The organism is Bradyrhizobium forestalis, assembly GCF_002795245.1.
In the GTDB taxonomy this organism is placed as follows: domain Bacteria; phylum Pseudomonadota; class Alphaproteobacteria; order Rhizobiales; family Xanthobacteraceae; genus Bradyrhizobium; species Bradyrhizobium forestalis.
Window position 1 is genome coordinate 20,938 of record NZ_PGVG01000004.1, and the last position, 25,091, is coordinate 46,028.

General features: G+C 64.5%; 22 protein-coding genes. 17 read left to right on the top strand and 5 right to left on the bottom strand.

Annotation, left to right across the window (positions count from 1 at the left end; all coding sequences use genetic code 11):
- Window position 1 precedes the first annotated feature (1 nt).
- A complete protein-coding gene (locus tag CVM73_RS06315) occupies window positions 2-775 on the top strand; it encodes a MotE family protein (RefSeq protein WP_100231162.1) in 774 nt (257 codons plus the stop codon).
- Window positions 776-1,472: 697 nt separating this feature from the next.
- A complete protein-coding gene (locus CVM73_RS39070; RefSeq protein WP_146006568.1) occupies window positions 1,473-1,670 on the top strand; it encodes a hypothetical protein in 198 nt (65 codons plus the stop codon).
- Between the two features lie 21 nt (window positions 1,671-1,691).
- Here the strand turns inward: CVM73_RS39070 and CVM73_RS06325 are convergent, their stop codons facing one another.
- Window positions 1,692-5,783, bottom strand: a complete 4,092-nt coding sequence (locus CVM73_RS06325) for a VCBS domain-containing protein (protein ID WP_245452233.1) — start codon at window positions 5,781-5,783, stop codon at window positions 1,692-1,694.
- A gap of 414 nt (window positions 5,784-6,197) precedes the next feature.
- Between CVM73_RS06325 and CVM73_RS06330 the strand changes: the two genes are divergently transcribed.
- From CVM73_RS06330 to CVM73_RS06340, 3 genes are all read left to right on the top strand, one after another.
- A complete protein-coding gene (locus CVM73_RS06330) occupies window positions 6,198-6,794 on the top strand; it encodes a FecR family protein (RefSeq protein WP_347338452.1) in 597 nt (198 codons plus the stop codon).
- A gap of 105 nt (window positions 6,795-6,899) precedes the next feature.
- Window positions 6,900-7,754: a tetratricopeptide repeat protein gene (locus tag CVM73_RS06335; protein ID WP_167406696.1), complete on the top strand. Its 855-nt coding sequence runs from the start codon at window positions 6,900-6,902 to the stop codon at window positions 7,752-7,754.
- Window positions 7,755-7,990: 236 nt separating this feature from the next.
- Window positions 7,991-11,737: a tetratricopeptide repeat protein gene (locus tag CVM73_RS06340; protein WP_167406697.1), complete on the top strand. Its 3,747-nt coding sequence runs from the start codon at window positions 7,991-7,993 to the stop codon at window positions 11,735-11,737.
- Between the two features lie 270 nt (window positions 11,738-12,007).
- On the opposite strand, the gene fliP is transcribed toward CVM73_RS06340, so the two are convergent.
- The gene (gene fliP / locus CVM73_RS06345; RefSeq protein WP_100231167.1) at window positions 12,008-12,766 is read right to left on the bottom strand and encodes a flagellar type III secretion system pore protein FliP; all 759 of its coding nucleotides are present in this window, start codon (window positions 12,764-12,766) and stop codon (window positions 12,008-12,010) included.
- Window positions 12,763-13,737 (bottom strand): flagellar biosynthetic protein FliO, encoded by a 975-nt coding sequence (locus CVM73_RS06350; protein WP_100231168.1) that lies wholly within the window; start codon window positions 13,735-13,737, stop codon window positions 12,763-12,765. Before CVM73_RS06350 ends, fliP begins: the two co-directional genes overlap by 4 nt.
- Before the next feature lie 346 nt (window positions 13,738-14,083).
- Here CVM73_RS06350 and flgB point away from each other — a divergent pair, with 346 nt between their 5' ends.
- The 10 genes from flgB to CVM73_RS06400 all read left to right on the top strand — a co-directional run bounded on the left by flgB (window position 14,084) and on the right by CVM73_RS06400 (window position 23,265).
- Entirely contained in the window at window positions 14,084-14,488 is a 405-nt protein-coding gene (flgB, locus tag CVM73_RS06355; protein WP_100231169.1) for a flagellar basal body rod protein FlgB, read from the top strand.
- Between the two features lie 36 nt (window positions 14,489-14,524).
- Entirely contained in the window at window positions 14,525-14,950 is a 426-nt protein-coding gene (gene flgC / locus CVM73_RS06360) for a flagellar basal body rod protein FlgC (protein WP_100231170.1), read from the top strand.
- 16 nt (window positions 14,951-14,966) lie between these two features.
- Entirely contained in the window at window positions 14,967-15,275 is a 309-nt protein-coding gene (gene fliE, locus CVM73_RS06365; RefSeq protein WP_100231171.1) for a flagellar hook-basal body complex protein FliE, read from the top strand.
- Between the two features lie 133 nt (window positions 15,276-15,408).
- Complete coding sequence (gene fliQ / locus CVM73_RS06370) at window positions 15,409-15,672, top strand: flagellar biosynthesis protein FliQ (RefSeq protein ID WP_011088555.1); 264 nt, start codon at window positions 15,409-15,411, stop codon at window positions 15,670-15,672.
- 17 nt (window positions 15,673-15,689) lie between these two features.
- Window positions 15,690-16,460, top strand: a complete 771-nt coding sequence (fliR, locus tag CVM73_RS06375) for a flagellar biosynthetic protein FliR (protein ID WP_100231172.1) — start codon at window positions 15,690-15,692, stop codon at window positions 16,458-16,460.
- A gap of 13 nt (window positions 16,461-16,473) precedes the next feature.
- A complete protein-coding gene (gene flhB, locus CVM73_RS06380) occupies window positions 16,474-17,553 on the top strand; it encodes a flagellar biosynthesis protein FlhB (protein ID WP_100231173.1) in 1,080 nt (359 codons plus the stop codon).
- Window positions 17,554-17,708: 155 nt separating this feature from the next.
- Window positions 17,709-20,288: a cell cycle histidine kinase CckA gene (cckA, locus tag CVM73_RS06385; protein WP_100231174.1), complete on the top strand. Its 2,580-nt coding sequence runs from the start codon at window positions 17,709-17,711 to the stop codon at window positions 20,286-20,288.
- A 220-nt stretch (window positions 20,289-20,508) separates the two neighbouring features.
- Window positions 20,509-21,534: a Tim44 domain-containing protein gene (locus CVM73_RS06390; protein WP_100231175.1), complete on the top strand. Its 1,026-nt coding sequence runs from the start codon at window positions 20,509-20,511 to the stop codon at window positions 21,532-21,534.
- Between the two features lie 145 nt (window positions 21,535-21,679).
- Window positions 21,680-22,360, top strand: coding sequence for a lectin (locus CVM73_RS06395; protein WP_100231176.1), 681 nt, complete (start codon window positions 21,680-21,682; stop codon window positions 22,358-22,360).
- A gap of 197 nt (window positions 22,361-22,557) precedes the next feature.
- Window positions 22,558-23,265 carry a glutathione S-transferase gene (locus CVM73_RS06400; protein WP_100231177.1) on the top strand — a complete coding sequence of 236 codons (708 nt, stop codon included), beginning with the start codon at window positions 22,558-22,560 and terminating at the stop codon, window positions 23,263-23,265.
- Between the two features lie 19 nt (window positions 23,266-23,284).
- Here CVM73_RS06400 and CVM73_RS06405 read toward each other — a convergent pair whose 3' ends face one another.
- A complete protein-coding gene (locus tag CVM73_RS06405; protein ID WP_100231178.1) occupies window positions 23,285-23,959 on the bottom strand; it encodes a methyltransferase family protein in 675 nt (224 codons plus the stop codon).
- A 114-nt stretch (window positions 23,960-24,073) separates the two neighbouring features.
- On the opposite strand from CVM73_RS06405, the gene CVM73_RS06410 reads away from it, so the two are divergent.
- The gene (locus CVM73_RS06410) at window positions 24,074-24,403 is read left to right on the top strand and encodes an ArsR/SmtB family transcription factor (protein WP_100231179.1); all 330 of its coding nucleotides are present in this window, start codon (window positions 24,074-24,076) and stop codon (window positions 24,401-24,403) included.
- Window positions 24,396-24,845, top strand: a complete 450-nt coding sequence (locus CVM73_RS06415; RefSeq protein WP_100231180.1) for an SRPBCC family protein — start codon at window positions 24,396-24,398, stop codon at window positions 24,843-24,845. Before CVM73_RS06410 ends, CVM73_RS06415 begins: the two co-directional genes overlap by 8 nt.
- Here CVM73_RS06415 and CVM73_RS40025 read toward each other — a convergent pair.
- On the bottom strand, window positions 24,833-25,006 hold the full coding sequence (locus tag CVM73_RS40025; RefSeq protein ID WP_164937146.1) for a hypothetical protein: 174 nt from the start codon (window positions 25,004-25,006) through the stop codon (window positions 24,833-24,835). The genes CVM73_RS06415 and CVM73_RS40025 overlap by 13 nt on opposite strands.
- Between the last annotated feature and the right edge of the window lie 85 nt (window positions 25,007-25,091).

Here is a 25,091-nt window from a genome sequence, read left to right on the forward strand (position 1 = left end):
TATGAAATCCTTTCGTAACATCCGCGTCATTCCGGTCGTCCTGGTTGCCGTCGCAGGCCTCGCCACGCTGAAAGTGGCGGGCCTCGTGATCAACGGCGGCTATGTGTTCGACTACAAGCCGAACCAGACCAAGAAATCCTGGGCGCAGGAGAACCTGAATTTCCCGACCGGTCGCGAGGACCCGGATATCACCGGATCGACCACCGGATCGAGCCATGGCGCGCCGAAGGAGGCGCCCAAGCCGGCCGCGCCCGAGACCAAGCCCGAGGGCACCGTGATCAAGGTGGAGGAAGGCCAGCCGCAGGTCTCGGCCTCGGAGCGTGCGATCCTGGAACGGTTGCAGGCGCGGCGGCAGGAGATCGAGGCCCGCCAGCGCGAGATCGATATTCGCGAAAGTCTGCTCAAGTCCGCCGAGAAGCGCATCGAGAACAAGGTCGAGGAGATGAAGGCGGTGGAAACCCGGATCTCCGCGACCCAGGCCGAGCAGAAAGCCGCCGAAGCCCAGCGCATGAAGGGCCTCGTCACCATGTACGAGGGCATGAAGCCCAAGGATGCCGCGCGGGTGTTCGACCGGCTCGAGATGGGCGTGCTGATCGAGATCGCCTCGGCCATCGCGCCACGAAAGATGTCTGACATCCTGGGACTGATGTCACCGGAGGCCGCCGAGCGGCTGACTGTCGAGATGGCCCGCCGCGCCAATGGCGGCGGCGATCAGTCGGCCTCGGCCGGCGATCTTCCCAAGATCGACGGCAAGCCGACGCAAAAGCCGAACTGAGGGCTCGAGCGTGCTTTGCGACCCCGCGCGTTGTCGCGTGATCGTTCGATCGGAGCCCAGCGCGAGGCCTTGCGTGGCTAAAGCGCGATGAGATCAGGATGAATCGTCATCGCGCTTCAGGTTATTGCTTGAGCATGATCTGTTCGGAAAACCGCTCCACACTTTTCCGGATCATGCTCTAGTTCGCGAAGGCCTGTTGCACCCTGCGAACAGGCGGGCGCAACTGCTTCTCCACCCGAGGAAGGATCTTGACCTGCTGCTTGATCAGCGCCGCCTTTGTGACTCGAGTCACGAGCTGCAGGGTGCTATGGCAACAGGAGCATTCATATGTTTTCAGGGCATATCCTCTGGCGATCGGAACGATCGCTACGACCGCTCTTGCCCTGCTACACACAATGCAACCGGCTTCTCCGCTCATTGATTACCCCCAAAAGCTAACCAATGCGATTCGCATCGCCGAGGTCACATCTGATTCAGAGTCGCGCGCGAACCGCAACGCCCCGAAGGTTGTGAATGCGCGCGCTCAGCAACTCGTCAAGGCGGCAGATCAAACTCCCGTGGCGGATGCAGCCGACGCAGGCGGCATCCTCTGAGACTGCGATGAGTTGACGCGCGCGACTGTGAAGTGGCGTACAGTGGCGCTCGAGGCACCGTCCTACGTTCCGGCCAGTCGCAATCGGCAGCGCAGGAGGAGGCCATGAATTACTCGTCCGCAGCAGAACGCGTCATCGAGGCCGTCAACCGGCTGCTCATAGCGGCGATGACATCCGCGTGGAGATCCGCGCTAGTCCATCAGCATGCAGCGCCGCCGGAAGGCGATGACGGTAACGATGATGAATTTTCTCTCGACGAAGCGAACTCCTCGGCGCCCGAAGGCGCCAGCAAGCAACATTGAAAACGCAATCGCTTGAGGGCGTCACACGATCAGATCGTGCAGCACATGGCCGTGAGCTGTACTTGCCCCATGAGGCGGATCAACATCGGGCGGAGATGATTCAGGCATGATTGCCAGCTCGGACTCAAATCCTCCAGGGTGCGTGGCGAGGTCCGAGAGGTGATCCGGCACTGCGCTGTGCTGTGAGCCCAGCGAAGCGTTATCCTTGAACCGGAATGACTCGCCGAGCTGCTGCGTCTCGCTTGCAGGCGAATGGCTGGCGCCTCCGGTCGATGACTTCAGAAGGCTTGGGTTGAGCGCCGTGTCCGCCGTTTCATCGCTGCCACGACCGTGGGCATGAGCTGCCTGGTCGGCGTTTCCCGGGGACGAAACGACGTGATTCCCGGCATCGTTCCCCAGCGCAAGCCCGCGCCCGGCGTGCTGTTCGGCGGCATTGTGGGCAAAATTCAGCGCGGCGATGGCAATATCAGGCATCTGGCCACCTCCGGCGATCGCGCCATTTTTGCCAGCCGCCGAGGCTGTGTCGGGCCCCGTCAAGTGGTCGAAGACAAAGCTGGCCTCCGTCGGTGCAACCATGTGCTGTACGATCGTAGACAGTCCGCCGGCTGAGGGAGCTACCCCGTCACCGCGGGGCGTTTCGGTCGCGAGCGTTTGCACGTCGTCCGAACTGGAGAGGCTGGAATATTCGGTCCATCCAATCTGGTCCCAGCTCGAATCGAGGCTGTAGGTCGCCTCGGTTGATTGGGTTGTCGAACTCCCGTCAGAGAGGAGCGTGCCGTCGCCGCCGCTGGCATCGGTCGAGACTCCGGAAGTGGTCGCTGTCACAGCGGTCGCGTCACTCTGCGCGGTTGCGGTGAGGTCGAGCAATTCGCCGGCGGCCGCCATGACAGGTGCCGCCGCCGGCGCCAGGATGAAGTCCGACGCGTCGATGGTTGCAATTCCCTGCAAATGGACTTCGAGCAGACTGGAATCGCCGATGTGCAGGGTCTGGTCCGTTGGATTGACGTACACGATGGTTTCATTCGCCGCGCTGTCATAGAGCCAGGCGATCGTATGTGCCGGCACCGCCGTGCTGGTTAAGCTCAACGCCAAGATGGCGAACCCGAGCGCGCCAAGGGCGGTCAAGTCGATCTTGTCCGCTCCCGATGCGAAGTCGGTGATGGTGTCGAACTGGCCTGTGTTGGAATCGGCTACGAACAAGTAGGCGAAACGGTCGTTCCCATTGCTGCCGGTGAGTTGGTCCGCGCCAAATCCACCGGTTATGGTGTCGGCGCCGTTGTTGCCGTTGATTGTATCGTTGCCCGAGCCGCCGTAGATGACGTCATTCCCATCGTTGCCCTTGATCGTGTCATTGCCGGAGCCGCTATAGAGAACGTCCGCTTTGCCGGTCCCATTGACCGTATCATTGCCGGCCCCCGCATAGATGATCTGACCTGTGTCGCCGCCGCCGGCGATGGTTTCGCTCCCCGGTGTTCCATACACGTTCGGGGGATCGGTGATCACGACGGATCCGGTGGCCAGGTTGTCAAAATCGTTCGGGTCTGCGTCGCTGGCGCCATGAATGGCGACGCTCACCGTCTGCGTCGTACCGTCGATGGCAGTTACCGTGAAAGTGTCGGTCAAGGTGTCGCCGACGTCGAGCGCCTGAACCAAGCCGTTGTTGTTGTCGAGGGTGTAAGTCCATACGCCGGCTGCAGTCATCGTGAAGGTGCCGTATCCGCCGTCACTCGCAGTCTGCGAAGAGACTGCGGTGAACGTGTTCGGCGTGTTGTCGACGTCTGTATCGGTGAGCGTGCCGGTCGCGATGGGAACGCCGGGCGAGAAAGTTCCTGCCTCGGTCACGGAGCCGGTCGCGGTGCCGGAAATGACGGCCGCGTCGTTGCTGCCGTGAACGGTGACCGTCACCACCTGCGGCGTGCCGTCGAGGGTTGTGACAGTGAAACTGTCGGTGAGCGTGCCGCCGACATTGAGAGCCTGCACCGCCGCGCTGGCGTCATCGAGCGTGTAGGTCCACACGCCGGCAGCGGTTAACGTAAAGGTGCCATAACCATTCGTGCTTGCCTTGGGCGAACTCACCGCTGTGAAGGTATTGGACGCATTGTCGACGTCGGCGGCAAAGAGCGTACCGGTTGCGCTCGGGCTGCCCGGTGTCGCATTGGCAATGCCGCCGGCCTCGGTCACCGAACCGGTCGTGGTGCCGGAAACGATGGCGGCATCGTTGGTGCCATGGATGGTGACCGTCACCACTTGGGCAGTTCCGTCCAGACTGGTCACTGTGAACGTGTCGGTCAGCGTTTCCCCGGTATTGAGCGCCTGCACCGCAGCGTTGACATTGTCGAGCGTGTAGGTCCACACGCCGGCAGCCGTCATGGTGAAGGCGCCGTAGCCGGCGGCGCTGGCCGTCGGCAAGCCGACTGCCGTGAAGGCATTTGCGATCGTGTCGACGTCGGTGTCGGTGAGGGTGCCGGTCGCGATGGGCGTGCCGGGGTTTGCATTGGCGATGCCGCCAGCCTCGATCACCGCGCCGGTCGTCGCACCGGAGATGATCGCGGCGTCGCTGGCTCCGTGGATGGTGATCGTCACCACCTGGGCGGTGCCTCCGATCGTGGTCACCGTAAAGCTGTCGGTCAGCGTCTCGCCGGCATTGAGCCCTTGCACTGCGAGGTTGGAATTGTCCAAGGTGTAGGTCCACACGCCGGCAGCCGTCATCGTGAAGGTGCCATAGCCACCGGCGCTCGCTGTTGGCGAACTCACGGTCGTGAACGTATTTGGCGGATCGTCGACGTCGGTATCGGAAAGCGTGCCGGTCGCAATCGGCGTGCCGGGCGTTCCATTGGCAATGCCGCCAGCCTCGATGATCGAGCCGGTCGTGGTGCCGGAGATGATTGCAGCGTCGTTGACACCGTTAATGGTGACCGTGAACGTCTGACTCGCAGAATTGAGGCCGTCGGAAACCGTGATGACGAAACCGTCGGTCGTGGGCGCCTTCAGCGCGTTGATCGCGACGCTGTCAGGCACGAACGTGTAGGCGCCGCTCGTACTGTTGACGTAGAGCGTCCCGTACGGACCTGTCTTTGACAGATCGTATGTCACTCCGTCGAGGACCGTCTCGCCGGCGGTCGCCCCTACGACGCCAAAGGTCAGCTTGGCGCTGCTGCTGGTGCTGCTGGCAGCGAAAATTCCGCTCGTCGCAGTGAATGTATCGAACACCACCGTATCGAGCTCTGTTGGCCCCGCTCCGGTGCTGAGCGTCGGCGGTATGGGGTCGAAAATGGGAATAACGAATGGTGACGCAGGCGCCAGCAAATTCTGCAGCGCGGGCGCGTCGGGCTGAATGAAATTGATCGGCTGCAGCGACTGGGTTTTGACGAACGGAGGCGTGCTCGAGCCATGCGGCCCTTGTCCTTCCAGATTGGCGAGCACCTCCTGCTGCGCAGCGCGCAACTCGTCCATGCGAGCGGCCGTATTCGCGACCTGATTGACACTGATGCTGGATCCCACCTTCTTGACGACGATCGTCTCGCCAGGATCTTCGACGATGATGTGTCGCGGGATCCGTTCCTTGGTCACGAGCTCAAATGCGCCGTGCGCAAGGTCCTTGTAAGTGATGGAGTCGTCATCCAGGAATGTGACGTCCGGGTCCGCGGCCTCGGCATTTTGCGCGACCGAGAAAGTCAATGCTGCAAGCGTCAGCATTCCGAAACCGCCCGCGTGACTCCGGGCGCGAATGCCTGCAATTGGCGTATTCAGCTGGAGAGACCCGCTTTCTGCCAGCCGACCTGGTACGAAACTGAAGCTCCCTCGGGTCACGTCGAACAGGGCTGTAGGTGACGTGCCTTCGACTTCGAAGACGAATTCGCTCAGCGCGAGGCGAGTGTCGCAGGAGATGTTGAAGAAGGTACCGTCGATGAAGCGAATCGTGATCTGTCCGTCGGCATCGGTCTCTATCACGTCAGCCCGGTAGACAGGCGCGCCGACTACGGCCTGTGTGGCGACGCCGCTGGCTCGCGTGAGCGTGCCGCAGCCGATCGCTGCATGAATATGACCAATGATTTGGACGGGCAGGGCCGCGGCGGCCCCATCACCAACCTGGACACCGGATGCAACCAACATGGCTCGACCTCGCCTGGGTGATCGATTCAGGCTCGGCGTGCTGCCATGGTCTTTCGGGGCGGCCCTCGCCAAGGGACAAATATCCTAGGCGCTGGCAGCCGAAGGCTTGCCCGCCGAAATCATCAACAAGTCTGATCCAGAGAGACGCATGGCGCGGGGACGGCGGCGCGAATGCCATTCCCGGCGTATCCCTCCCGCTAAAGTGATTAAATTGACAAACGATGCGTATTTAATTTATGGCGCTTCCGTAGCGTTGCGGTAAAATAGGCCGATTAAACGAATTAAACAAGAATTATATTTATTGTGACGGCGCTTCGCGGCTCGAGAAATGAGCCGCCGATAGCGACAAGATCTTCTCGGAAAGGGCGGATCATGTGCAGACCTACGATAGCCGCTTTGGCGACCGGCTTGGTCTTGGCGCTTGCCAATTTCGTGCCGGTTCAAGCGCAAATCGATTCCGCCAAGCCCGCCGTCGCCAGCCCGTCGTCGAAACCGATCGGGAAGGTGGTGGCGGCCACGGGCTCGGTCACGATCGAACATGCGGCCGCGGTGGTCGTTCAAGCGAATGTCTCGGGTGAGCCCGGCCGGGCCAAGACGGGTGATCCCGTATATCTCGGTGACGTGGTGCTGACCGGGGCCGATGGCCGAGTCGGAATCAACTTTACCGACGGCAGCTCGTTCAATCTGTCGAACAACGCCCGTATCGAGTTGGATCAATATGTGTATGAGCCGGCCGGCAAGTCCAATGCGACCCTGTTCAATCTCGCCAGGGGAACGTTCACTCTTGTCGCGGGCAATGTCGCCAAGACCGGTGACATGAAGGTCGATACTCCCGTCGCCACGCTGGGGATCCGAGGCACGACGCCGCATATCGAGATTTCGGACGATGGGTCAGTCAAATTTTCGACCCTGATCGAAGAGGGCAAGCTCCTGAAGAAGCCGCCGACACCCGCGGCGCCGAAGCCCGATCGACGTGCCGATCGCAGGCTCAACATCTGTCGGGGATGCTGAGAAGTTTGCTTGAAGCCGTCGTGATGCCGGCGGCAACGCCGGGCCGGGCAGATATTCTGGAATTAGCGCTTCGTTCACTCGCGGAGCTTGGCGGCTGGTGTGAAAATGATCGCAAGAGCCAGTGTCATCAAGGCAGTGATGCTCATTCTCATCGTTGTGCTGTTCGGTTCGTCGAGCTTGGCGCAGAAGCCGAAGACGGGCAGCTCACTCAAGAATGTTGAACTGTGTAACGGCTCAAATCGCGTGTCGCCCGAAGCTCGGATCGATGGCTGCACGGCGTTTATCGATGCGGGCGAGGGGAGCGCCAACGGCTTCGCCGTCGCCCACAACAACAGGGGCAATGCCTACAGCGCCAAAGCCGACTACGAACGCGCGATCAAGGATTTCATTGAAGCGACCAGGCTTAACCCGAATTATGCCAAAGCCTTTAACAACCTCGGCGTGGCCTATCTGAGAACAGGCTCGCACGACCTTGCTCTTGGCGCTTTCGAGGAGGCGCTCAAGCTCAACCCGAACTATGGCGCTGCTTTTGCCAACCGTGCGTCAGCCCACTTGAGGAGGAATGCGTACGATCGTGCAGCGCAGGACTATGACGAGGCGCTTCGCCTTGACCCGAAGCTGGAGGCGGCGTGGAGCGGACGCTGTTGGGCCCGAGCCGTCCTTGGCGCTTTGCAGGCTGCGCTGGAAGACTGCGACATGGCGCTTCGATCGGGAGCAGGCAACGCCGCAACATATGACTCGCGCGCCCTGATAAATCTGAAGTTGGGACAATTCTCCGCGGCTATCGATGACTACAACTCAGCGCTGCGGTTCGCGCCCAAGCTGGCGAGCGCGCTCTACGGTCGCGGGGTAGCCAGATTCAAGCTCGGCGACATCGATGGCGGCAATAGCGACATCGCGGCGGCCAGAAGCATCGACGCTGGAATTGGCGAGGACTTCGTCCGCTATGGGGTGCCGTGAAGGGACTGACCAACCGCGACGGCGCTGGTGCAGGTGCAGGTGTTAACAACTCCTTAACCGCCTGCCTCTCAAATCCGAAACTGGCGGATCTGCTCCCGCTCGATCCGGCACGGCGTGCTGCCCCCAGCGCAAATCAAGATATAGCATTAACAAGTCCTTAATTGCCGAGACCTACAGTCGACGGCACCGCCGGCGCCATTGCCGGCATGACCGCCGAACTGGAAGAAATGCCGCCAATGGCGCGAGAGGCTGCCGCTGGATTTGTGTCGCGAGCCCGCGCGTTGGCACGGGGCTTGTCGCGTCATGTCCGCGGGGCAACCTTGCTGGCGGCCTGTTTCCTGATTGGCTTCGCGGCGCCGGTCCGGGCGGCCGATCCGATCAGGGGCGAGGCGACGTTTTCCGCTGGCGGCGGCTTTGCCCGTCTGGTCATCAAGCTCGGCGAGGACGTTCCTTCCGAGGTGACGACCGCCGGCTCCATCCTCATCATCCGCTTCGACCGGCCGGTCGATGTTCCCGTCGACCGGGTTCCGGAAGGCGCGCCCGACTACGTCAACTCTGCCCGCCGCGACCCTGACGGCGGCGCCATCCGCCTGTCGCTGGCGCGGCGCGTCACCGTCAACACCATGAACGCCGGCGAGCGCACCTTCGTCGACCTCTTGCCCGAGGGCTGGAAGGGACCGCCGCCGAGCCTGCCCATGGACGTGGTCAAGGAGCTCGCCGAGCGCGCACGCGTGGCCGAGCGCGCGCTGCGCGCCCAGCGCGCCGCTGCCGAGGCCAAGAAGCGTCCGCAGATCCGCGTGCGTGCCTCGGTGCAGCCGACCTTCGTGCGTTTCGTGTTCGAGATGCCCGACGGCGTCGGCGTCTCCTCCGTGCTCAACGAGCAGAAGCTCACGCTCGTCTTCAACGCCAACCTCAATTTCGACCTGGCGGATGCGGTCGTCGCGGCGCCGCCGAATGTCGCCTCGATCAAGCAGAAGTCCGACATCGACCAGACCAATGTCGAGATCGCGCTGATCGGCGATTCCGACGTGCATTCGTTCCGCGACGAGAAGAACTATGTCGTCGACGTCTCGTTCCAGCCCGACAAGGGCAAGTCGGCCGCGACGCCCGAGGCGGCGATCGCGCAGATGAAGCCGGCCGGTCACGGACCGGCACCTGCGCCGGAAAAGCCGGCGGCCGAGAAGCCCAAGGATGCGCATCGCGAGATCGCACCGCCGACGTCGGAGACGATCGCGCGCGAGGCCAAGATCGACGTGAAGCCCGAGGTGATGCCGGACGCGCCCGCCGCGATGCCGGCCGCCGAAGCACCGAAGCCGGCGCCGGCTGCCGCGACTGAGGCTGCGCACGCAGCGGAAGCGCCCAAGGAGACATCCAAGGAAGCCCCGAAGCCCGTGCCGGCTGTCGCCGAAGCCCTGGCCGCGCCTGCCAAGCCTCTGGTTGCCGAAGCGCCCAAGGAGGCCGCGAAGGAAGCGGCGAAGGAGCCAGTCAAGGAATCCCCGAGGGCCGCCTCCGCCGAGACGCCCGCCGCCCCGCAGCTGTCCGTCGCCAGCGTCGATGCGCGTCGCGACAGCGACGGCTTGCGCGTCACGTTCCCGCTTCAGGTTTCAACCGCCGCGGCGGCATTCCGCCGTGGCGATACTGTCTGGCTGGTGTTCGACACGCCGAAGCCGATCGATGTGGAGGCGATCCGCAGCAAGGGCGGCGCTATGATCGGCGAGGTCGGCCGCATCCCGCTCGACAAGGGGCAGGCGGTGCGCATCCGTCTCACCCGTCCGCTGGTCTACTCGCTGACGAGCGAGGAGGTCGGCAAGGAGACCAACTGGATGTTGACGCTCGCCGACAAGATCCAGGCGACGCCGCTGCCGCTGATGATGTCGCGCAACATCACCGATCCCGCGCTTGCCAATATCGCGATCCCCTTCGCCAATCCGGGCCTCCTGCACAAGCTCACCGACCCCGATGCCGGCGATACGCTCTATGTCGTCACCGCGCAGCGGCCGGTGCGCGGCTTCATCAAGCGACAGGATCTCGTCGATCTCTCGCTGCTGGAATCCGCGCACGGCATCGCGATCCGGCCGAACTCGGATGAGGTCGGCGTCGAGGTCGGCTCCGACAAGGTCATCCTCGGCAAGAAGGGCGGCCTGACGCTCTCGCCCGTCGACATCTCGGCCGAGCGGGCGCCGACCGCGGTGCGGCCGATCTTCAGCCCCGAAGGCTGGCGCAAGGGACAGTCGGAGAATTTCTGGACGCGCCAGAGCGAGCTGACGACGTCGATCTCGGCCGTCGAGCCCGCGCTGCGTTCGCTGCCGCGGCTCGATCTCGCGCAGTTCTACATGTCGCGCGCCATGTATCACGAAGCCAAGGCCGTGACCGAATTGATGCTGAGCGATCCCCTCAACAAGGAGGAGAGCGGCGCGCTGATCATGCATGCGATCGCGAGCATCCTCATCGGCCGGCCGGCGCAGGGCTTGAAGGACCTCGCCAATCCCGTGATCGGCAACAGCCACGATTCCCAGCTCTGGAAGGCGCTCGCCTATGCGCGGCAGGGCAAATGGGCGGACGCGCGCGAGAAGTTCAAGAACGTCGAATTCGCCATCGCCTCTCTGCCGCTCGACATCCAGCGCATCGTGACGATGGACGCGATGCGCGCGTCGCTCGAGGTGAAGGACTATGCCGGCGCTTCCAAGCGGCGCAGCGAGCTCGAGGTGGTCGGTGTCCCACCTGAGGCTGCACCCGCCTTCGCCGTGCTGCGGGGCCGGCTCGCCGAGGCGCTCGGCCACGACAAAGATGCGCTTGACGACTACAAGTTCGCGGTCGCCTCGAACGACCGTCCGGCCGCGGCCGAGGCCAAGCAGCTCGAGGTCGCGCTGCGTCAGAAGCGCGACGAGATCGGCAAGGAAGAGGCACTGCGCGAGCTCGAGACGCTGTCGATGACCTGGCGCGGCGACGCGATCGAGGTCAAGACACTGCAGATGCTGTCGCAGCTGTATGCGGAGAACGGCCGTTACCGGGATGCGCTCACCGCCGCGCGCACCGCGACGAGGCTCCAGCCGAACGCCGAAGCCTCGCGCCTGGCGCAGGATCTTGCCTCCGATCTGTTCACGCAGATATTCCTGGGGCCTAAGGGCGACGAGCTGCCGCCGGTCGAGGCGCTCGGGATGTTCTACGAGTTCCGCGAGCTGACGCCGATCGGCCGCCGCGGCGACGAGCTGATCCGCCGGCTCGCCGACCGTCTCGCCTCGATCGATCTGCTCGACCAGGCCGCCGAGCTCTTGCAATACCAGGTCGATCATCGCCTCGAAGGCGCGGCGCGCGCCCAGGTCGCCGCGCGCCTTGCCATGATCTATCTCGCCAACCGCAAGCCCGACATGGCGATCACCGCGCTGCGCGCGAGCCGCATCAGCGATCTCTCAGGCGAGCTCCGGCAGCAGCGCCTGCTGCTGGAGGCGCGCGCGCAGAGCGATGTCGGCCGTCACGATCTCGCGCTCGACATCGTCTCCAACGTCTCCGGGCGCGAAGTGCTCCGCCTGCGCTCCGACATCTTCTGGGCCGCGCGGCGCTGGCGCGAATCCGCCGAGCAGATCGAGCTCTATTACGGCGAGCGCTTCCGCGATTTCAAGCCGCTCAATGCGGTCGAGAAGAGCGACATCATCCGCGCCGCGGTCGGCTATGCGCTCGCCGACGACTCGATCGGCCTGTCGCGCTTCCGCGAGAAATACGCGCCGCTGATGAGCGAGAGCGCCGACCGTCTCGCCTTCGACATCGCGAGCAAGCCGGCCGCAGCCTCCAGCGCCGAATTCGCCGAGATCGCCAAGCTCGCTGCCAGCGTCGATACGCTCGACGGCTTCCTGCGCGAGATGAAGCAGCGCTTCCCCGACGCCACCGCCCGCGCACCTGGCGCGCCGCAGGCCAGGGACGAGACCGATCACACCGGCTCGCTGCCGACGATTCCGGTGGTGCGGCAGATCAAGATGACGCGGTAGGACCGACGGGCTTCAGGCTGCATCAATCACTGCGGCGGCTGGGTTCACCTCTCCCGCTTGCGGGAGAGGTCGGCGCGAAGCGCCGGGTGAGGGCTGTGTCCTCTTGGGGATTGTCCCATTGCGGAAACACCCTCTCCCCAACCTCTCCCGCAAGCGGGAGAGGGAGTGCACCTCCGCCGCGGCGATCAGGCCAGGTTTCCGTCACGCCAGGTGTCTATGCGATGCGGGACCGAAGCGGCTTTCGTTGCGGAAGAGGCGGGGAGCCCGACATTACCCCCCGTAACTCTGCACCAAGCTCCCCGCCACCAGCGACCAGCCGTCGACCAGCACGAAGAAGATCAGCTTGAACGGCAGCGAGATCGTTGCCGGCGGCAGCATCATCATGCCCATCGACATCAGCACGGAGGCGACGACGAGGTCGATGATCAGGAAGGGGAGAAACAACAGGAAGCCGATCTCGAAGGCGCGCTTCAGCTCGGAGATCATGAAGGAGGGGACGAGAATGCGTAAGGCGAGATCGTCGGGAGTAGATGGCGGCGGCTCGCCGGAGAGATCCAGGAACAGCTTGAGGTCCTTCTCGCGCACGTTCTTCTGCATGAAGCCGCGCAAGGGGACGGAGGCGCGCTGCAGCGCATCCTCGACACTGATCTGGTTGGCGACGAGCGGGCGGATGCCTTCGTCGTAGGATTTCTGTAGCACCGGGCCCATCACGAAGAAGGTGAGGAACATCGCGAGCGCAATGATCACCGAGTTCGGCGGCGCGGTCGCAGTGCCCATCGCGGTGCGCAGCAGCGACAGCACCACCACGATGCGCGTGAACGACGTCATCATGATCAGGATCGATGGCGCGATCGACAGCACCGTGAGCAGTGCGATCAGCTGGATCGCGCGTTCGGTGACGCCGCCGCCGCCAGCGCCGCCGCCGAGGTTGATGCTGATGTCCTGGGCATGCGCCGGCATCGCAAGCGAGGCCGCACTGAACAGGACAGAAAGGACAAGAACTCTACGCGGGAGGGCCGGCAACCTCACGAAGACGGCTTCGGACGGCCGAGCAGGGAGGCCATCTCGTCTTCGAGATTTTCAAAGCTGGTCTTCTCCGCGGCCGGCTTTGCGGGCGGGGCCGGTGGCGCCGGCGGCTCGCTGCGTGGGCTGCGCGGGGGAGCGGGCGGCGGCTCCGGCGCAACCGGAGGCGCGACCGTTTCGCCGGCCGGGCGGCGCAGCGCAGCCTCTAGCCGCTGCGCCATTTCGGCGAGATTCTGCTCGGCGCTCGAGGGCGCAGGAGCAGATGCCGGCGGCGGAACGGGCGGAGCCTGCGGCACAGGCGGAGGAGGCGGTGCTGCAGCGGCGCGCTCGGGGCGTACTGGCGGCATCTTCATCGGCTCGCTCCCGCGCGGCGGACGCGGCATCAGCGGCGGCTCGCCGCGGGGGACGCGCGGCGGCAGCGGCTCGGGCCGTGGTTCGCGCTCCGGACGTGGCGCGATCGGCTCCGGCGGAAAGCCTCCCAGGGGCGGCTCGCTGCGGCGTTCGGCCAGTGCAGGAGCAGGTCGGCGCACCTCGTCGGCGAAGGATGGGCGCGCGGGCCGCGGCGGCGGCTCGGGCATTTGCGGCTCGGGATGATCGAGCAGTTCGGGGCGTGGCGCTTCGTCGGCCCAGCCGCCGGCATCGGGCATGGGGGCGAGGCGCGGCGGTTCGGCGGCGCTCGGACGTTGCGGGAGCTGGTCCCGGCTGGGCGCGGCGCGAACGATATTGGGCTCGACGACGATGTCGGTCGGGCCGCCGATCATCAGCAGGTGCTCGACATTGTCACGCCGGACCAGCACCAGCCGGCGTCGGCCGTCGACCGCGGCAGCGTCGATCACGGCGAGGCGGGGCATCCGGCCGCGCTGGGAGTTGGCGCCGATCCGGCTAGAGGCGAATCGGCGAACCAGCCAAGCAGCGACGCCGATCAACGCCAGAACGACGATGAACGCGACGATGAAGGTAATAGGGCTGCCTTGCATACTTGTCCCCGACAAATGGCGCTTTTCTCGTGCCCATGGTCAGTTTACCGACCACCGGCGGACGATGCCCCAAACTGCGATTTCTTAACGTTCCACGGCAAGTTTTGCCGTCCCCAACTCTTAATAACCTATGAATCGCCCGATCCAAAACGACTTCTTGCCCTGTCCACGCGCCGCCAAACGGTTGGGTTAACGCCACTTTTCGCCGCGTAGAATCACGGGGCGCAAGATCGTGCCTCGCTCGGGGGGCATGCGTTAGCAGGGGCCTTAACCAGCTGTTAACCATACAGGCGGCAAATTCTGCCTAGCTTCGGACACAAGTCCGACGGCGGAAGGAGCCGCAACGATGTCCATCAACGACCTCCCGGTGCTGTCGGCGCTTCGCACCAAGATGCAGTGGCACCAGGAGCGCCAGCGCGTCCTGTCCGAGAACGTCTCCAATTCCGACACGCCCAAATTCCGGCCGCGCGACCTGGTCGAGCCCAAGCTCGACAAGACCGGCGCCGTCACGGGCTCCATGGGCCCTCTGGCCCTGGCCCGGACCAGCGCCTCGCACATGACGCCGCTAGGTGCGGCTTCCGCCTTCGACCAGAACAAGAATGCGGGCTTTGAGACCCGTCCTGCGGGCAATGCCGTCAATCTCGAGGAGGAGATGATGAAGGCCGCCAGCAACCAGATGGACTATGCGGCCGCGACCTCGCTCTACTCGAAGAGCCTGCACCTGCTCAAGACCGCGATCGGCAAGGGTTAGGCGTGATCGGGGAACCAGGAGAGCCAGAGGTGCATCATGGCGAATGACAGCAGTGACTTTGCCCGCTCGATGGCAATCGCCACCTCCGGCCTGCGCGCGCAGGCCGGGCGCATGCGGGTGATCTCGGAGAACATCGCGAATGCCGATTCGACGGCGCAGACCGCCGGCGGCGATCCCTACCGGCGCAAGGTTCCGACCTTCTCCTCCGCGCTCGACCGTACGCTCGAGGCGCAGGTCGTCACGCTCGGCCGGATCAAGCCCGACCAGTCCGCTTTCCGCGTCAAATACGAGCCGAACAATCCCGCCGCGGATGCGAGCGGCAACGTCAAATATCCCAACGTGAACTCGGTGGTCGAGATGACCGACATGCGCGACGCGCAGCGGTCCTACGAGGCCAATCTGAACATCATCAGTGCGACGCGCCGGATGATCCAGCGCACGCTCGACATCCTCAAGAGCTGAACAGGACATTTGAGCCATGGCATCACCGACAATTGCCGCCAACGCCTATGCCAATCTTGCCCGCGTGCTGGAGAACAGCGGTGCGAGCAAAGGCAGCGAAGCCAGCGGGCAGTCCTTCGCTTCGCTGCTGAAAGACGCCGTCGGCAGCGTCATGGAGTCCGGCCGCAAATCCGACGCGCAGACGGTGGCGATGGCCGCCGGCAAGGCCAACGTGATGGACGTGGTGACGGCGGTCGCAGACACCGATGTCGCGGTGTCCACGCTGGTCTCGGTGCGCGACCGCGTGATCGCGGCGTATGAAGACATCATGAAGATGCCGATCTGACGAGGTTGTCATTCCGGGGCGGTGCGAAGCACCGAACTAAGGTGCGCAATTGCGCACCTGAGAATCTCGAGATTCCGGGTTCTCGCTTCGCGAGCCCCGGAATGACGGAATTGACTGGAAGCGAGAATTCAAAATGACCGGACCCGAGACCCTCGACGTCGCGCGTGATGCGATCTGGACCATTGTGATCGTGTCGTCGCCGCTGATGGTGGTCGGCCTCGTGGTCGGTGTCATCGTGTCGCTGTTCCAGGCGCTGACGCAGATCCAGGAGCAGACGCTGATCTACGTGCCGAAGATTCTGGCCATCTTCGCCACTATGCTATTGGCGCTGCCGTTCATGGCCGACTCGCTTCACGCCCACATGCTGCGGATCTCGTCGCGAATCATCGGCGGCTGAGGCAAGATGCGTGAACCATGCGCATCGACGTCTCGCTGCTGCCGGCGCTCGCCGCTGCTTTCATGCTCGCCTTCGCCCGGGTCGGCGCGATGGTGATGCTGCTGCCGGGCCTGGGCGAGACCAACATCCCGATGCGGATCAAGCTGTCGATCGCGCTGCTGCTCACGCTGATCATCCTTCCCTTGCATCGCAACGCCTATCAGGTCGACATGGGTTCGCTGGCGCCGCTGCTGGTGCTGATGCTGCATGAGATTGCGATCGGCATTGTGCTCGGCGCAACCGCGCGCGTGACGCTGTCGGCGCTCCAGGTCGCGGGATCCGTGATCGCGCAGCAGATGGGGCTCGGCTTCGTCACCTCGGTCGATCCGACGCAGGGACAGCAGGGCGTGCTGGTTGGCAACTTCCTGACCATGCTGGGAGTGACGCTGCTGTTCGCCACCGACAGCCATCATTTGGTGATCGCGGCGCTGAACGACAGCTACACCATCTTCTCGCCGGGCGAGACGGTATCGAGCGGCGACGTCGCCTCGCTGGCGACGCGCGCCTTCGCCGCCGCGTTCCGCCTCGGCTTGCAGCTCTCCGGACCGTTCCTGGTGTTCGGCCTCGTCTTCAACATCGGGTTGGGTGTGCTGGCGCGGCTGATGCCGCAGATGCAGGTCTATTTCGTCGGCGTGCCGCTGTCGATCTTCGCAGGCTTCCTGGTGCTCGCCGTGGTGCTCACCGCGATGATGGGCACGTTTCTCGACTATTTCATCGGTGTCATGCACCAGATGATGCCGCTCAAGTAACAGGGGTCGATCGATGGCGGAAGACAACGATCCCGAAAGTCAAACAGAAGACCCGACGCAAAAGCGCCTCGACGATGCGCTCGAACGCGGCGACGTCGCCAAGAGCCAGGAGATCAACACCTGGTTCATGATGGCGGGTGGCACGCTCGTGGTCTCGACCTTCTCGGGCTCGGTCGGCAGCGGGCTGCTGACGCCGATGCGCAACCTGCTGGCCAATTCCTGGATGATCAAGACCGACGGCAGGGCCCTGCTCGCGCTGATGCAGCAGATCGAGTTCGCCGTGCTTGCAGCGATCGGTGTGCCACTCTTGATGCTGGTGCTGGCGGCCATCGCCGGCAACATGCTCCAGCACCGCCTGGTCTGGTCGGCCGAATCCCTGAAACCCAAATTCAACAAGATTTCGCCCGGCGCCGGCTTCAAGCGCATCTTCGGCAAGCAGGCGGCCGCCAATTTTCTCAAAGGCATCGGCAAGCTGATCGCCCTCAGCGTGGTCATGACCATGATCCTGTGGCCGGAGCGGCATCGCATGGAGGCGATGGTCAGGCTCGATCCGGCCGCCATGCTCGGCGCCAGCACCAGCATGACCATCCATCTGCTCGGCGCGGTGGTCGCGGCACTCGCGATCGTCGCCATCGCCGACTATTTCTTCCAGTACCGCAGCTGGTTCCAGCGCCAGAAGATGTCGCTTCAGGAGATCAAGGAAGAGTTCAAGCAGTCCGAAGGCGACCCGCACATCAAGGGCAAGATCAGGCAGTTGCGGCAGCAGCGCGCCAAGAAGCGCATGATGGCTGCGGTTCCCAAGGCGTCGGTGATCATCACCAACCCCACCCACTATTCGGTGGCGCTGTCCTACGAGCGCGGCATGACCGCGCCGATCTGCGTCGCCAAGGGCGTCGACAACCTCGCCTTCAAGATCCGGGAGATCGCGCGCGAGCACGACATCCCGATCGTCGAGAACGTGCCGCTGGCCCGTGCACTCTACGCCACCGTCGACATCGACCAGGAAATCCCGACCGAGCACTACCATGCGGTCGCCGAGGTGATCGGCTACGTCATGCGGCTGAAGCGCGGATTCAGCGCCGGGCGGGGATAAAATGCCCGAAAAGTACCGGAAATGGCCGTAATCTGGGAATCAGCGTACCTTTCGCCCCTGCTGCCCTTGCACCTCAGGGTCCGATTCAGGCAGGGAGGACCCCACGCGCCCCGTAGCGCGTTGATTCTCTGCCGACAGGCTGCGCCAGCTCGAGAATGACCGCCGAGACCGACCACGACCTCACACGCGAGCCCGTTGCGGCGCACGAACCGTCGCCGCGCTCGGGCAGCATTGCGCTGGTGCTGCTGGTGGCCGCCGGCCTCGTCGCGGTCGCCGTCGGGCTGATGACGCTCGGGCGCGCACAGGCGCAGCCCTATATTCTCGGTATCCTCGCCGTGCTGGCGATGGTCGGCCTGTTCAACCTGTTCGCCTTTGCCGCCGGCATCATCCGTTTCGCCGACCGCGGTCTCGATGATCCGGTTGTGGGTCGGATCGCCGATCATGGATTCGACGGGCTGGCCGTGACCGATTCGCGCGGCCACGTGGTCTATTCCAATGCCGCCTATCTGACCCTGACGGGCGCCAGCGGTCCGCAGGACGTGCGCCCCGTGGAGCGTGTCTTCATCGGCAACCCCGATGTCTCCGAGGCGGTGTTCCGCCTGCTCAAGGCCGCCCGCGAGGGCAAGCGCCAGCAGGAAGAGGTGCGCATCTCCGGCCATGACGGCAACCAGGGCCGCTGGTTGCGGATGCGCGTGCGCCCGCTCGGCACCGGCAAGCGCGAGGCAAAATACGCGGTGTGGTCGATCGCCGACATCACCCGCGACCGCGAGCGCCAGGAGGACGTGTTCCAGGAGCTCCAGCACGCGATCGAATATCTCGATCATGCGCCGTGCGGCTTCTTTTCGGTCAATCCGGCCGGCGAGCTCGCCTATGTCAACGCGACGCTGGCAAACTGGCTCGACTACGATCTCGCCGAGATCGGCTCGGGCGGCCTGAAGCTCACCGACATCGTCTCCGGCGACGGCGCCTCGCTGCTGACCTCGATCGTGGCGGTGCCGGGCGAGGTGAAGACCGAGGTCTTCGACATCGACCTGCGCATGCGCACCGGCAAGACCATGCCGGTGCGGCTCTATCACAAGCTCGCCTTCGGCGCCGACGGCGCGCCGGGGCCGTCACGCACGCTCGTGATCAGCCGCGCCCGCGACGAGCGCAGCGATCCTGACCGCGCCGCCGAAGTGCGCTTCATGCGCTTCTTCGACCACACGCCGATGGCGATCGCGACCGTCGACCGCGCCGGCAACGTGGTGCGCGCCAATGCGCGCTACGCCAAGCTCGGCCAGGCGCTCGGGCTCGACAGCGCCTCCAAGTCGATCTTCCGCGCGGTCAATTCGCGCGACCGCCACCTCTTGATCGCGGCCATCAACCAGGCCGCCGAAGGCAAGGCCGACATCGCGCCGGTCGAGGTGGCGCTGGAAGGGGCCAAGGAGCGCTGGGGCCAGTTCTTCGTGACGCCGGTGGACGCGGCCGAGAACGAGGCGGAAGCCGCCATCGTGCACATGCTCGAGACCACCGAGCGGCGCGCGCTGGAGAACCAGATCAACCAGTCCCAGAAGATGGAGACGGTCGGCCAGCTCGCCGGCGGCATCGCCCACGACTTCAACAACGTGCTGTCCGCCATCATGATGGCGAACGACTTCCTGTTGAACGCGCATAAGCCGACCGACCCGTCGTTCCAGGACATCATGCAGATCAAGCAGAACGCGACCCGGGCCGCGACCCTGGTGCGGCAGCTGCTGGCGTTCTCGCGGCGGCAGACGCTGCGGCCGCAGGTGCTCGATCTCGGCGACGCGCTTTCCGATCTCACCATGCTGCTGCGCCGGCTGATCGGCGAGAAGGTCAAGCTCGACCTCGTCCACGGCCGCGACCTCTGGCCGGTGAAGGTCGACGTCTCGCAGTTCGAGCAGGTGATCGTCAACCTCGCGGTGAACGCGCGCGATGCCATGCCCGACGGCGGCAAGCTGATCATCCGTACCGCCAACGTCACCAGCGAGGAGGCCGGCAAGCTCGCCTACAAGGGCATGCCGGCGGCGGACTATGTGCGGATCGAGGTCGCCGACACCGGTACCGGCATTCCCGCCGACATCCGTGACAAGATCTTTGAGCCGTTCTTCTCGACGAAAGAGGTGGGCAAGGGCACCGGACTCGGGCTCTCCACCGTCTACGGCATCGTCAAGCAGACCGGCGGCTTCATCTACGTCGATTCCGAGCCGGGGCAGGGCACCTCGTTCCACATCTTCCTGCCACGCCACCACGCCGAGGCCGAGGTGCAGGTCGAGCAGCCTGCAGCAGCAGTCAGCGCGACCAATGGCGCCGCGAAGGAAGCCGCGCCGGCAGAGGCGAAGCCGCGCACCGATCTCACCGGGCAGGGCACCATTCTGCTGGTCGAGGACGAAGAGGGCCTGCGCGCGCTCAACGCCCGCGGCCTGCGCTCGCGCGGCTACACCGTGGTCGAGGCCGAGAACGGCGTCGAGGCCATGGAGGTGCTGGAGGAGCAGGGCGGGGCGATCGATCTCGTCGTCTCCGACGTCGTCATGCCCGAGATGGACGGCCCGACGCTGCTGAAGGCGATGCGGGAAAAGAACCCCGACATCAAGTTCATCTTCGTCTCCGGCTATGCCGAGGACGCCTTCGAGAAGAGCCTGCCCGAAGGCCAGCAGTTCGACTTCCTGCCAAAACCCTTCACACTCAGCCAGCTCGTCGCGGCGGTGAAGGAGACGATGACGAAGCAGGGGTGAGGGCTCCGCCGCATTCGCCGCCATTGCCGCGACGGGGAACAGCGGAAACTCGCCCCTAAAACCGCCGGTAACCAGCGACCATTGTTCCCGCCCGCTTCGGGCCCAAATCCCCGCCAGATATGGGCTTTTGCCACATTCCCCGCGACTGAGGGCCGCAGCCACAAGGTCCGAAACCGGCTTCACTTTTCGGGAAGTCTGCCCATCTTAGGCGCACCTCCCCATGCCGGGGATTTGGGAAACGCACATGACTTTCTCGCTACGCTCCCGCAATCTCTTCAAGACGATCGCCGTCGTGCTGGCGCTTGCGCTGCCGACTGCGCTGGCGATCTCGTCCGCCGACGCGCGCGTTGGTGGTGGCATGTCGTCGGGTTCGCGCGGCTCGCGCACCTATTCGGCGCCGCCTTCGACCACGACCGCGCCGGGCTCAACCTCGCAGTTCAACCGCACCTACACCCAGCCGGGCGCAGGCATGAATTCGGCTGCTTCCGCGCCCGCGCGCGGTGGCCTGTTCGGCCGCGGCGGCGGTTTCCTGGGCGGCCTTGCGGCGGGCTTCCTCGGCGCCGGCCTGCTCGGCATGCTGTTCGGCGGCGGCCTGTTCGGGGGCCTCGGCGGCCTGTCCTCGATCCTCGGCCTGATCATCCAGATCGCGCTGGTGGTGCTCGTGGTGCGGCTGGCAATGTCCTGGTGGCAGCGCCGTCACGCCCCGCGGGCGGCTTATGCCAATGCTGATGCAGGCGCAGCGCCTGGACCGCAGACGAACTATCGCAGCGGTCTTGCTGGTGGACTTGGCAGTGGACTTGGCAGTGGACTTGGCGGCTTCGGCTTCGGCGCCAACAACGCGCCGCTCGAGATCAAGCCTGATGACTACGAGGCGTTCGAGCGGCTGCTCGGCGAGATCCAAGCCGCCTGGTCGAACGAGGACGTGGCCAAGCTGCACACGCTCGCGACGCCGGAAATGGTCTCCTATTTCGAGCAGGATCTTGCGCAAAACCGCGCGCGCAACGTCGTCAACAAGGTCACCAACGTGAAATTGTTGCAGGGCGACCTCGCGGAATCCTGGCGCGAAGGCGAGACCGACTACGCCACGGTGGCGCTGCGCTTTGCGCTCACCGATAAGACGGTCGACCGCAACACCGGCGCGATCGTCGCCGGCAGCGAGCAGCCGGGCGAGGCGACCGAGATCTGGACCTTCGCCCGCCGGCCGGGCACCGGCTGGGAACTGTCGGCGATCCAGCAGACCAACTGATCGCTTGGAGATTGAAGACAAAGGCGTCGTGCTTGCCGCACGGCGCCTTTTTCTTTTGGTCGTCTCGTGTCGCGGGATGGGAATAAGCGGGTGCGCCTCGGGTTGAAGTCAGGCGGCGAACAAAAAACACTCCTGGGAGGACAAGATGCTCCGTATCGAGAGATCCGTGACGATTTCAGGGTTCGCGCTCACGTTGGCCTTGCTCGCGGCACCTTCGGCGCACGCGCAATCAACTGACATGACGTTCTTCGTGACCTCCAACGGCCCGGGCAAGGGCGCCGATCTCGGCGGCCTGGAGGGAGCCGATGCGCAGTGCCAGAAGCTCGCTCAGGCCGCCGGCACCGGCACCAAGACCTGGCGCGCCTATCTCTCGACGCAGGCCGCCGACGGCAAGCCGGCCGTCAACGCGCGCGACCGCATCGGCAAGGGACCGTGGCAGAACGCCAAGGGCGCGGTCATCGCCAAGGACGTTGCCGACCTGCACAGCGCGGCCAACAACCTCACCAAGCAGACCGCGCTCAGCGAGAAGGGCGAGGGGATCAATGGTGTCGGCGACCAGCCAAATCGGCACGACATTCTCACGGGATCTCAACCAGACGGTACGGCGTTTGCCGGTCCGGACGATCGCACCTGCAAGAATTGGACATCGAGCACGCAAGGTGCCGCGATGGTCGGCCACCTCGATCGACGGGGCCTGCGCGACGACGAGCCCTCGAAATCCTGGAACAGCTCTCACCCCTCGCGCGGTCCCGATGGCGGCTGCTCGCAGGCCGATCTGAAGAGCACCGGCGGCGATGGCCTGTTGTATTGTTTCGCGGCGAATTGAATTAAGGAGCGAAGCTCGCTCCACTCGTCATTGCGCGCGAAGCGAAGCAATCCAGAATCTTTCCGTGGAGACACTCTGGATGGCTTCGCTTGCGCTCGCAATGACGGAGTGTCGAGGGCCGTTCCGTCTCGCCCTCACGGAACCCCGAGCCGCATGCTACATTGGTCCGATCGCTCCCACGTTCACGGACCCCTCCCATGAAGTACGAGCTCTACTACTGGCCCGAGATCCAGGGCCGCGGCGAATATGTGCGGCTGGCGCTGGAGGAGGCGGGGGCCGCTTACGTCGATGTCGCGCGCGGCCCGCGCGGAACGGCTGCGATGATGAAGATGATGGACGCGCATAGGGGCACGCCGCCCTTTGCGCCGCCGTTCCTGAAAGCGGGCAAGCTCGTCATCGGCCAGACTGCCAACATCCTGCTCTATCTCGGCGCCCGCCACTCGCTTGCGCCGAAGACGGAAGCTGGCAGGCTCTGGGTGCACCAGCTCCAGCTCACCATCACCGACCTCGTCGTCGAGATCCACGACACCCATCATCCGCTCGGGCCCTCGCTCTATTATGAGGACCAGAAGGCGCCGGCGAAGAAGCGCACGGCCGAGTTCTGGGACGAGCGCGTGCCGAAATATCTCGGCTATTTCGAGCAGCTTCTCGCCGAGAGCGGCGGCACCTATGTCACCGGTCGCCGCCTGACTTACGTCGACCTCTCGCTGTTCCAGATCGTCGACGGGCTGCGTTATGCCTTCCCGAAGCGCATGAAGGCGTTCGAGGGAGACATCCCGGGCCTGGTCGGCCTGCACGACCGCATCGCCGCGCGGCCGCATATCAAGGCCTATCTCGAAAGCGAGCGCCGCATTCCGTTCAATGAGCAGGGCATCTTCCGCCGCTATCGCGAGCTGGATGACTGATGGTCCTGATGATCTGGCCTCACCAGACGCCCGGCACCAGGCGATAGCGCACCCGCGCCGCATAATCGGTATAGCCCGGCAGGCCCTCGCGCAGCGTGCGCTCCTCGATAGGGATGCGGACCGCGAACAAGGCGATGAAGAGCGGCATCATCGCAAGTCCCCACCACGACCCCAGCAGCAACGGCACGCCGGTGAAGAACAGGACCATGCCGCTGTACATGGGATGGCGGACATAGGCGTAGGGACCGGTCGAGATCACGTGCTGCGCGCGCTCGGCTTGCAGCTTCACCACGGGCGCGGCGAACGAGTTCTCGCGGAAGACCCACATGGTGAACAGTGTCGAAGCCAGGAACAGCCCGAGGCCGAGCACCTGCAACGCGGCCGGCATGTCGGAGGATTGAACGCGCCGGTCGAGCCCCATCACGACCAGCCAAGCCAGCATTGCGACGACGAAGAGGGTCATGAACATCTTGTCGGCGGCGGGCTGATCTTTTTGCAGGACCGGTCGCAGACGTTCGGCGAGCAGCGCCGGATCGATCCGGTAGAGCCACCAGCCGCAGAGCGGGCCGAGCAGCGCGGAGGTGGCGAGGAACGTCCAGGCCGCCGGCCATTGCAATGTTCCGGCGCACGCGAACAGCAGCGCGCCCATTGCGACGACGAAGACTGTGTTCTGCAACAGCAGCCGTGCGATCATGCGCAGGATCCCGGGATGGCCGCGCGCATATTGGTCCCACTATCCGGCAAAGATGCGGTCAGACGTCGCCGGAATGCCGTTGACAAACATATAAGTATTTACTTATATGTATTCATGGGCACGCCCCAGCTCACCACCGTGATGAAGACGCTCGCAGATCCGACGCGGCGAGCCGTCTATGAGCGCATCATGCGGGACGGAGAGGTCGCCGCTACTGGGCTGGTGGAGGGGACGAGGGTGTCGCAGCCCGCAGTATCGCAGCATCTGCGCGCGCTGCGGCAGGCCGGCCTGGTGCTGGAGCGGCGCGAGGGACGCAACATTCACTATCGGATCGCGCCCAAAGGACTCGCCCCGCTGATCGACTGGCTCGGCCATTACCAGTCGTTCTGGCGCGAGCGCTTCGAAAATCTCGAGAAGCTGTTGAGGGAAACGAGTGATGAGTGAAACGCACGCGATCGTCGTCGAGAAGGTGCTGCCCTATCCGCCGGAGAAGATCTGGCGCACGCTGACTACGGCCGAAACCCTCGCAAGATGGCTGATGCCAAATGATTTCGCGCCCGTCATCGGCCGCGAATTTACCTTCCGCACCAAGCCGATGGGCGATTGGGATGGCGTCGTGCAGTGCAAGGTGCTCGCTTGCGAGCCGCCGAAGCTGTTGCGCTATTCGTGGCGTGGTGGCTCGGATAGCAATCCGGCCTACGGATCACGACTCAACTCGACGCTGACCTGGGAGCTGACGCCGGTCGATGGCGGTACGCGGGTTCGCATGGCGCATGAGGGCTTCGTCTTCCCGGGCAACCAGTTCGCGTTCGACGCCATGAGCTCCGGCTGGGGACGAGTCATGGATGCCATCGCGCGCTTGACCGGCGAGGATCAGGCGAGCTGATCGATCCGCGTGCCCTGACCCGGCGGCAGCGGCGCGGGCGGCTGCGGCTTAAAGGTCGGATCCTCGTCCTTGACCTTGGTCTGATCGTCCTGCTGCTTGGTCGTGTCGTAGCTCGGAACCACGATCGCGATCGGCGGCGGCGCAACGGTGGAAACCTTCATCCGCAAATCCTCACACATGGAAACAATCGAGCCTGCCCTGCGAGGAACGAAATTTCCTTCAAGCCAATTGTTAAAATGCGAGGGA

What these genes read in the sequence shown, in the direction of transcription:
- CVM73_RS06335 (WP_167406696.1), top strand. Translation starts at nt 6,900, where the DNA reads ATGATCGCAAGAGCCAGTGTCATCAAGGCAGTGATGCTCATTCTCATC.
- CVM73_RS06405 (WP_100231178.1), bottom strand. Translation starts at nt 23,959, where the DNA reads ATGATCGCACGGCTGCTGTTGCAGAACACAGTCTTCGTCGTCGCAATG.
- fliE (WP_100231171.1), top strand. Translation starts at nt 14,967, where the DNA reads ATGGCATCACCGACAATTGCCGCCAACGCCTATGCCAATCTTGCCCGC.
- fliQ (WP_011088555.1), top strand. Translation starts at nt 15,409, where the DNA reads ATGACCGGACCCGAGACCCTCGACGTCGCGCGTGATGCGATCTGGACC.
- CVM73_RS06390 (WP_100231175.1), top strand. Translation starts at nt 20,509, where the DNA reads ATGCCGGGGATTTGGGAAACGCACATGACTTTCTCGCTACGCTCCCGC.
- flgC (WP_100231170.1), top strand. Translation starts at nt 14,525, where the DNA reads ATGGCGAATGACAGCAGTGACTTTGCCCGCTCGATGGCAATCGCCACC.
- CVM73_RS06315 (WP_100231162.1), top strand. Translation starts at nt 2, where the DNA reads ATGAAATCCTTTCGTAACATCCGCGTCATTCCGGTCGTCCTGGTTGCC.
- CVM73_RS06350 (WP_100231168.1), bottom strand. Translation starts at nt 13,737, where the DNA reads ATGCAAGGCAGCCCTATTACCTTCATCGTCGCGTTCATCGTCGTTCTG.
- cckA (WP_100231174.1), top strand. Translation starts at nt 17,709, where the DNA reads ATGACCGCCGAGACCGACCACGACCTCACACGCGAGCCCGTTGCGGCG.
- CVM73_RS06340 (WP_167406697.1), top strand. Translation starts at nt 7,991, where the DNA reads ATGGCGCGAGAGGCTGCCGCTGGATTTGTGTCGCGAGCCCGCGCGTTG.
- CVM73_RS40025 (WP_164937146.1), bottom strand. Translation starts at nt 25,006, where the DNA reads ATGAAGGTTTCCACCGTTGCGCCGCCGCCGATCGCGATCGTGGTTCCG.
- CVM73_RS06400 (WP_100231177.1), top strand. Translation starts at nt 22,558, where the DNA reads ATGAAGTACGAGCTCTACTACTGGCCCGAGATCCAGGGCCGCGGCGAA.
- flhB (WP_100231173.1), top strand. Translation starts at nt 16,474, where the DNA reads ATGGCGGAAGACAACGATCCCGAAAGTCAAACAGAAGACCCGACGCAA.
- CVM73_RS06415 (WP_100231180.1), top strand. Translation starts at nt 24,396, where the DNA reads ATGAGTGAAACGCACGCGATCGTCGTCGAGAAGGTGCTGCCCTATCCG.
- fliR (WP_100231172.1), top strand. Translation starts at nt 15,690, where the DNA reads ATGCGCATCGACGTCTCGCTGCTGCCGGCGCTCGCCGCTGCTTTCATG.
- CVM73_RS39070 (WP_146006568.1), top strand. Translation starts at nt 1,473, where the DNA reads ATGAATTACTCGTCCGCAGCAGAACGCGTCATCGAGGCCGTCAACCGG.
- CVM73_RS06395 (WP_100231176.1), top strand. Translation starts at nt 21,680, where the DNA reads ATGCTCCGTATCGAGAGATCCGTGACGATTTCAGGGTTCGCGCTCACG.
- flgB (WP_100231169.1), top strand. Translation starts at nt 14,084, where the DNA reads ATGTCCATCAACGACCTCCCGGTGCTGTCGGCGCTTCGCACCAAGATG.
- CVM73_RS06410 (WP_100231179.1), top strand. Translation starts at nt 24,074, where the DNA reads ATGGGCACGCCCCAGCTCACCACCGTGATGAAGACGCTCGCAGATCCG.
- CVM73_RS06325 (WP_245452233.1), bottom strand. Translation starts at nt 5,783, where the DNA reads ATGTTGGTTGCATCCGGTGTCCAGGTTGGTGATGGGGCCGCCGCGGCC.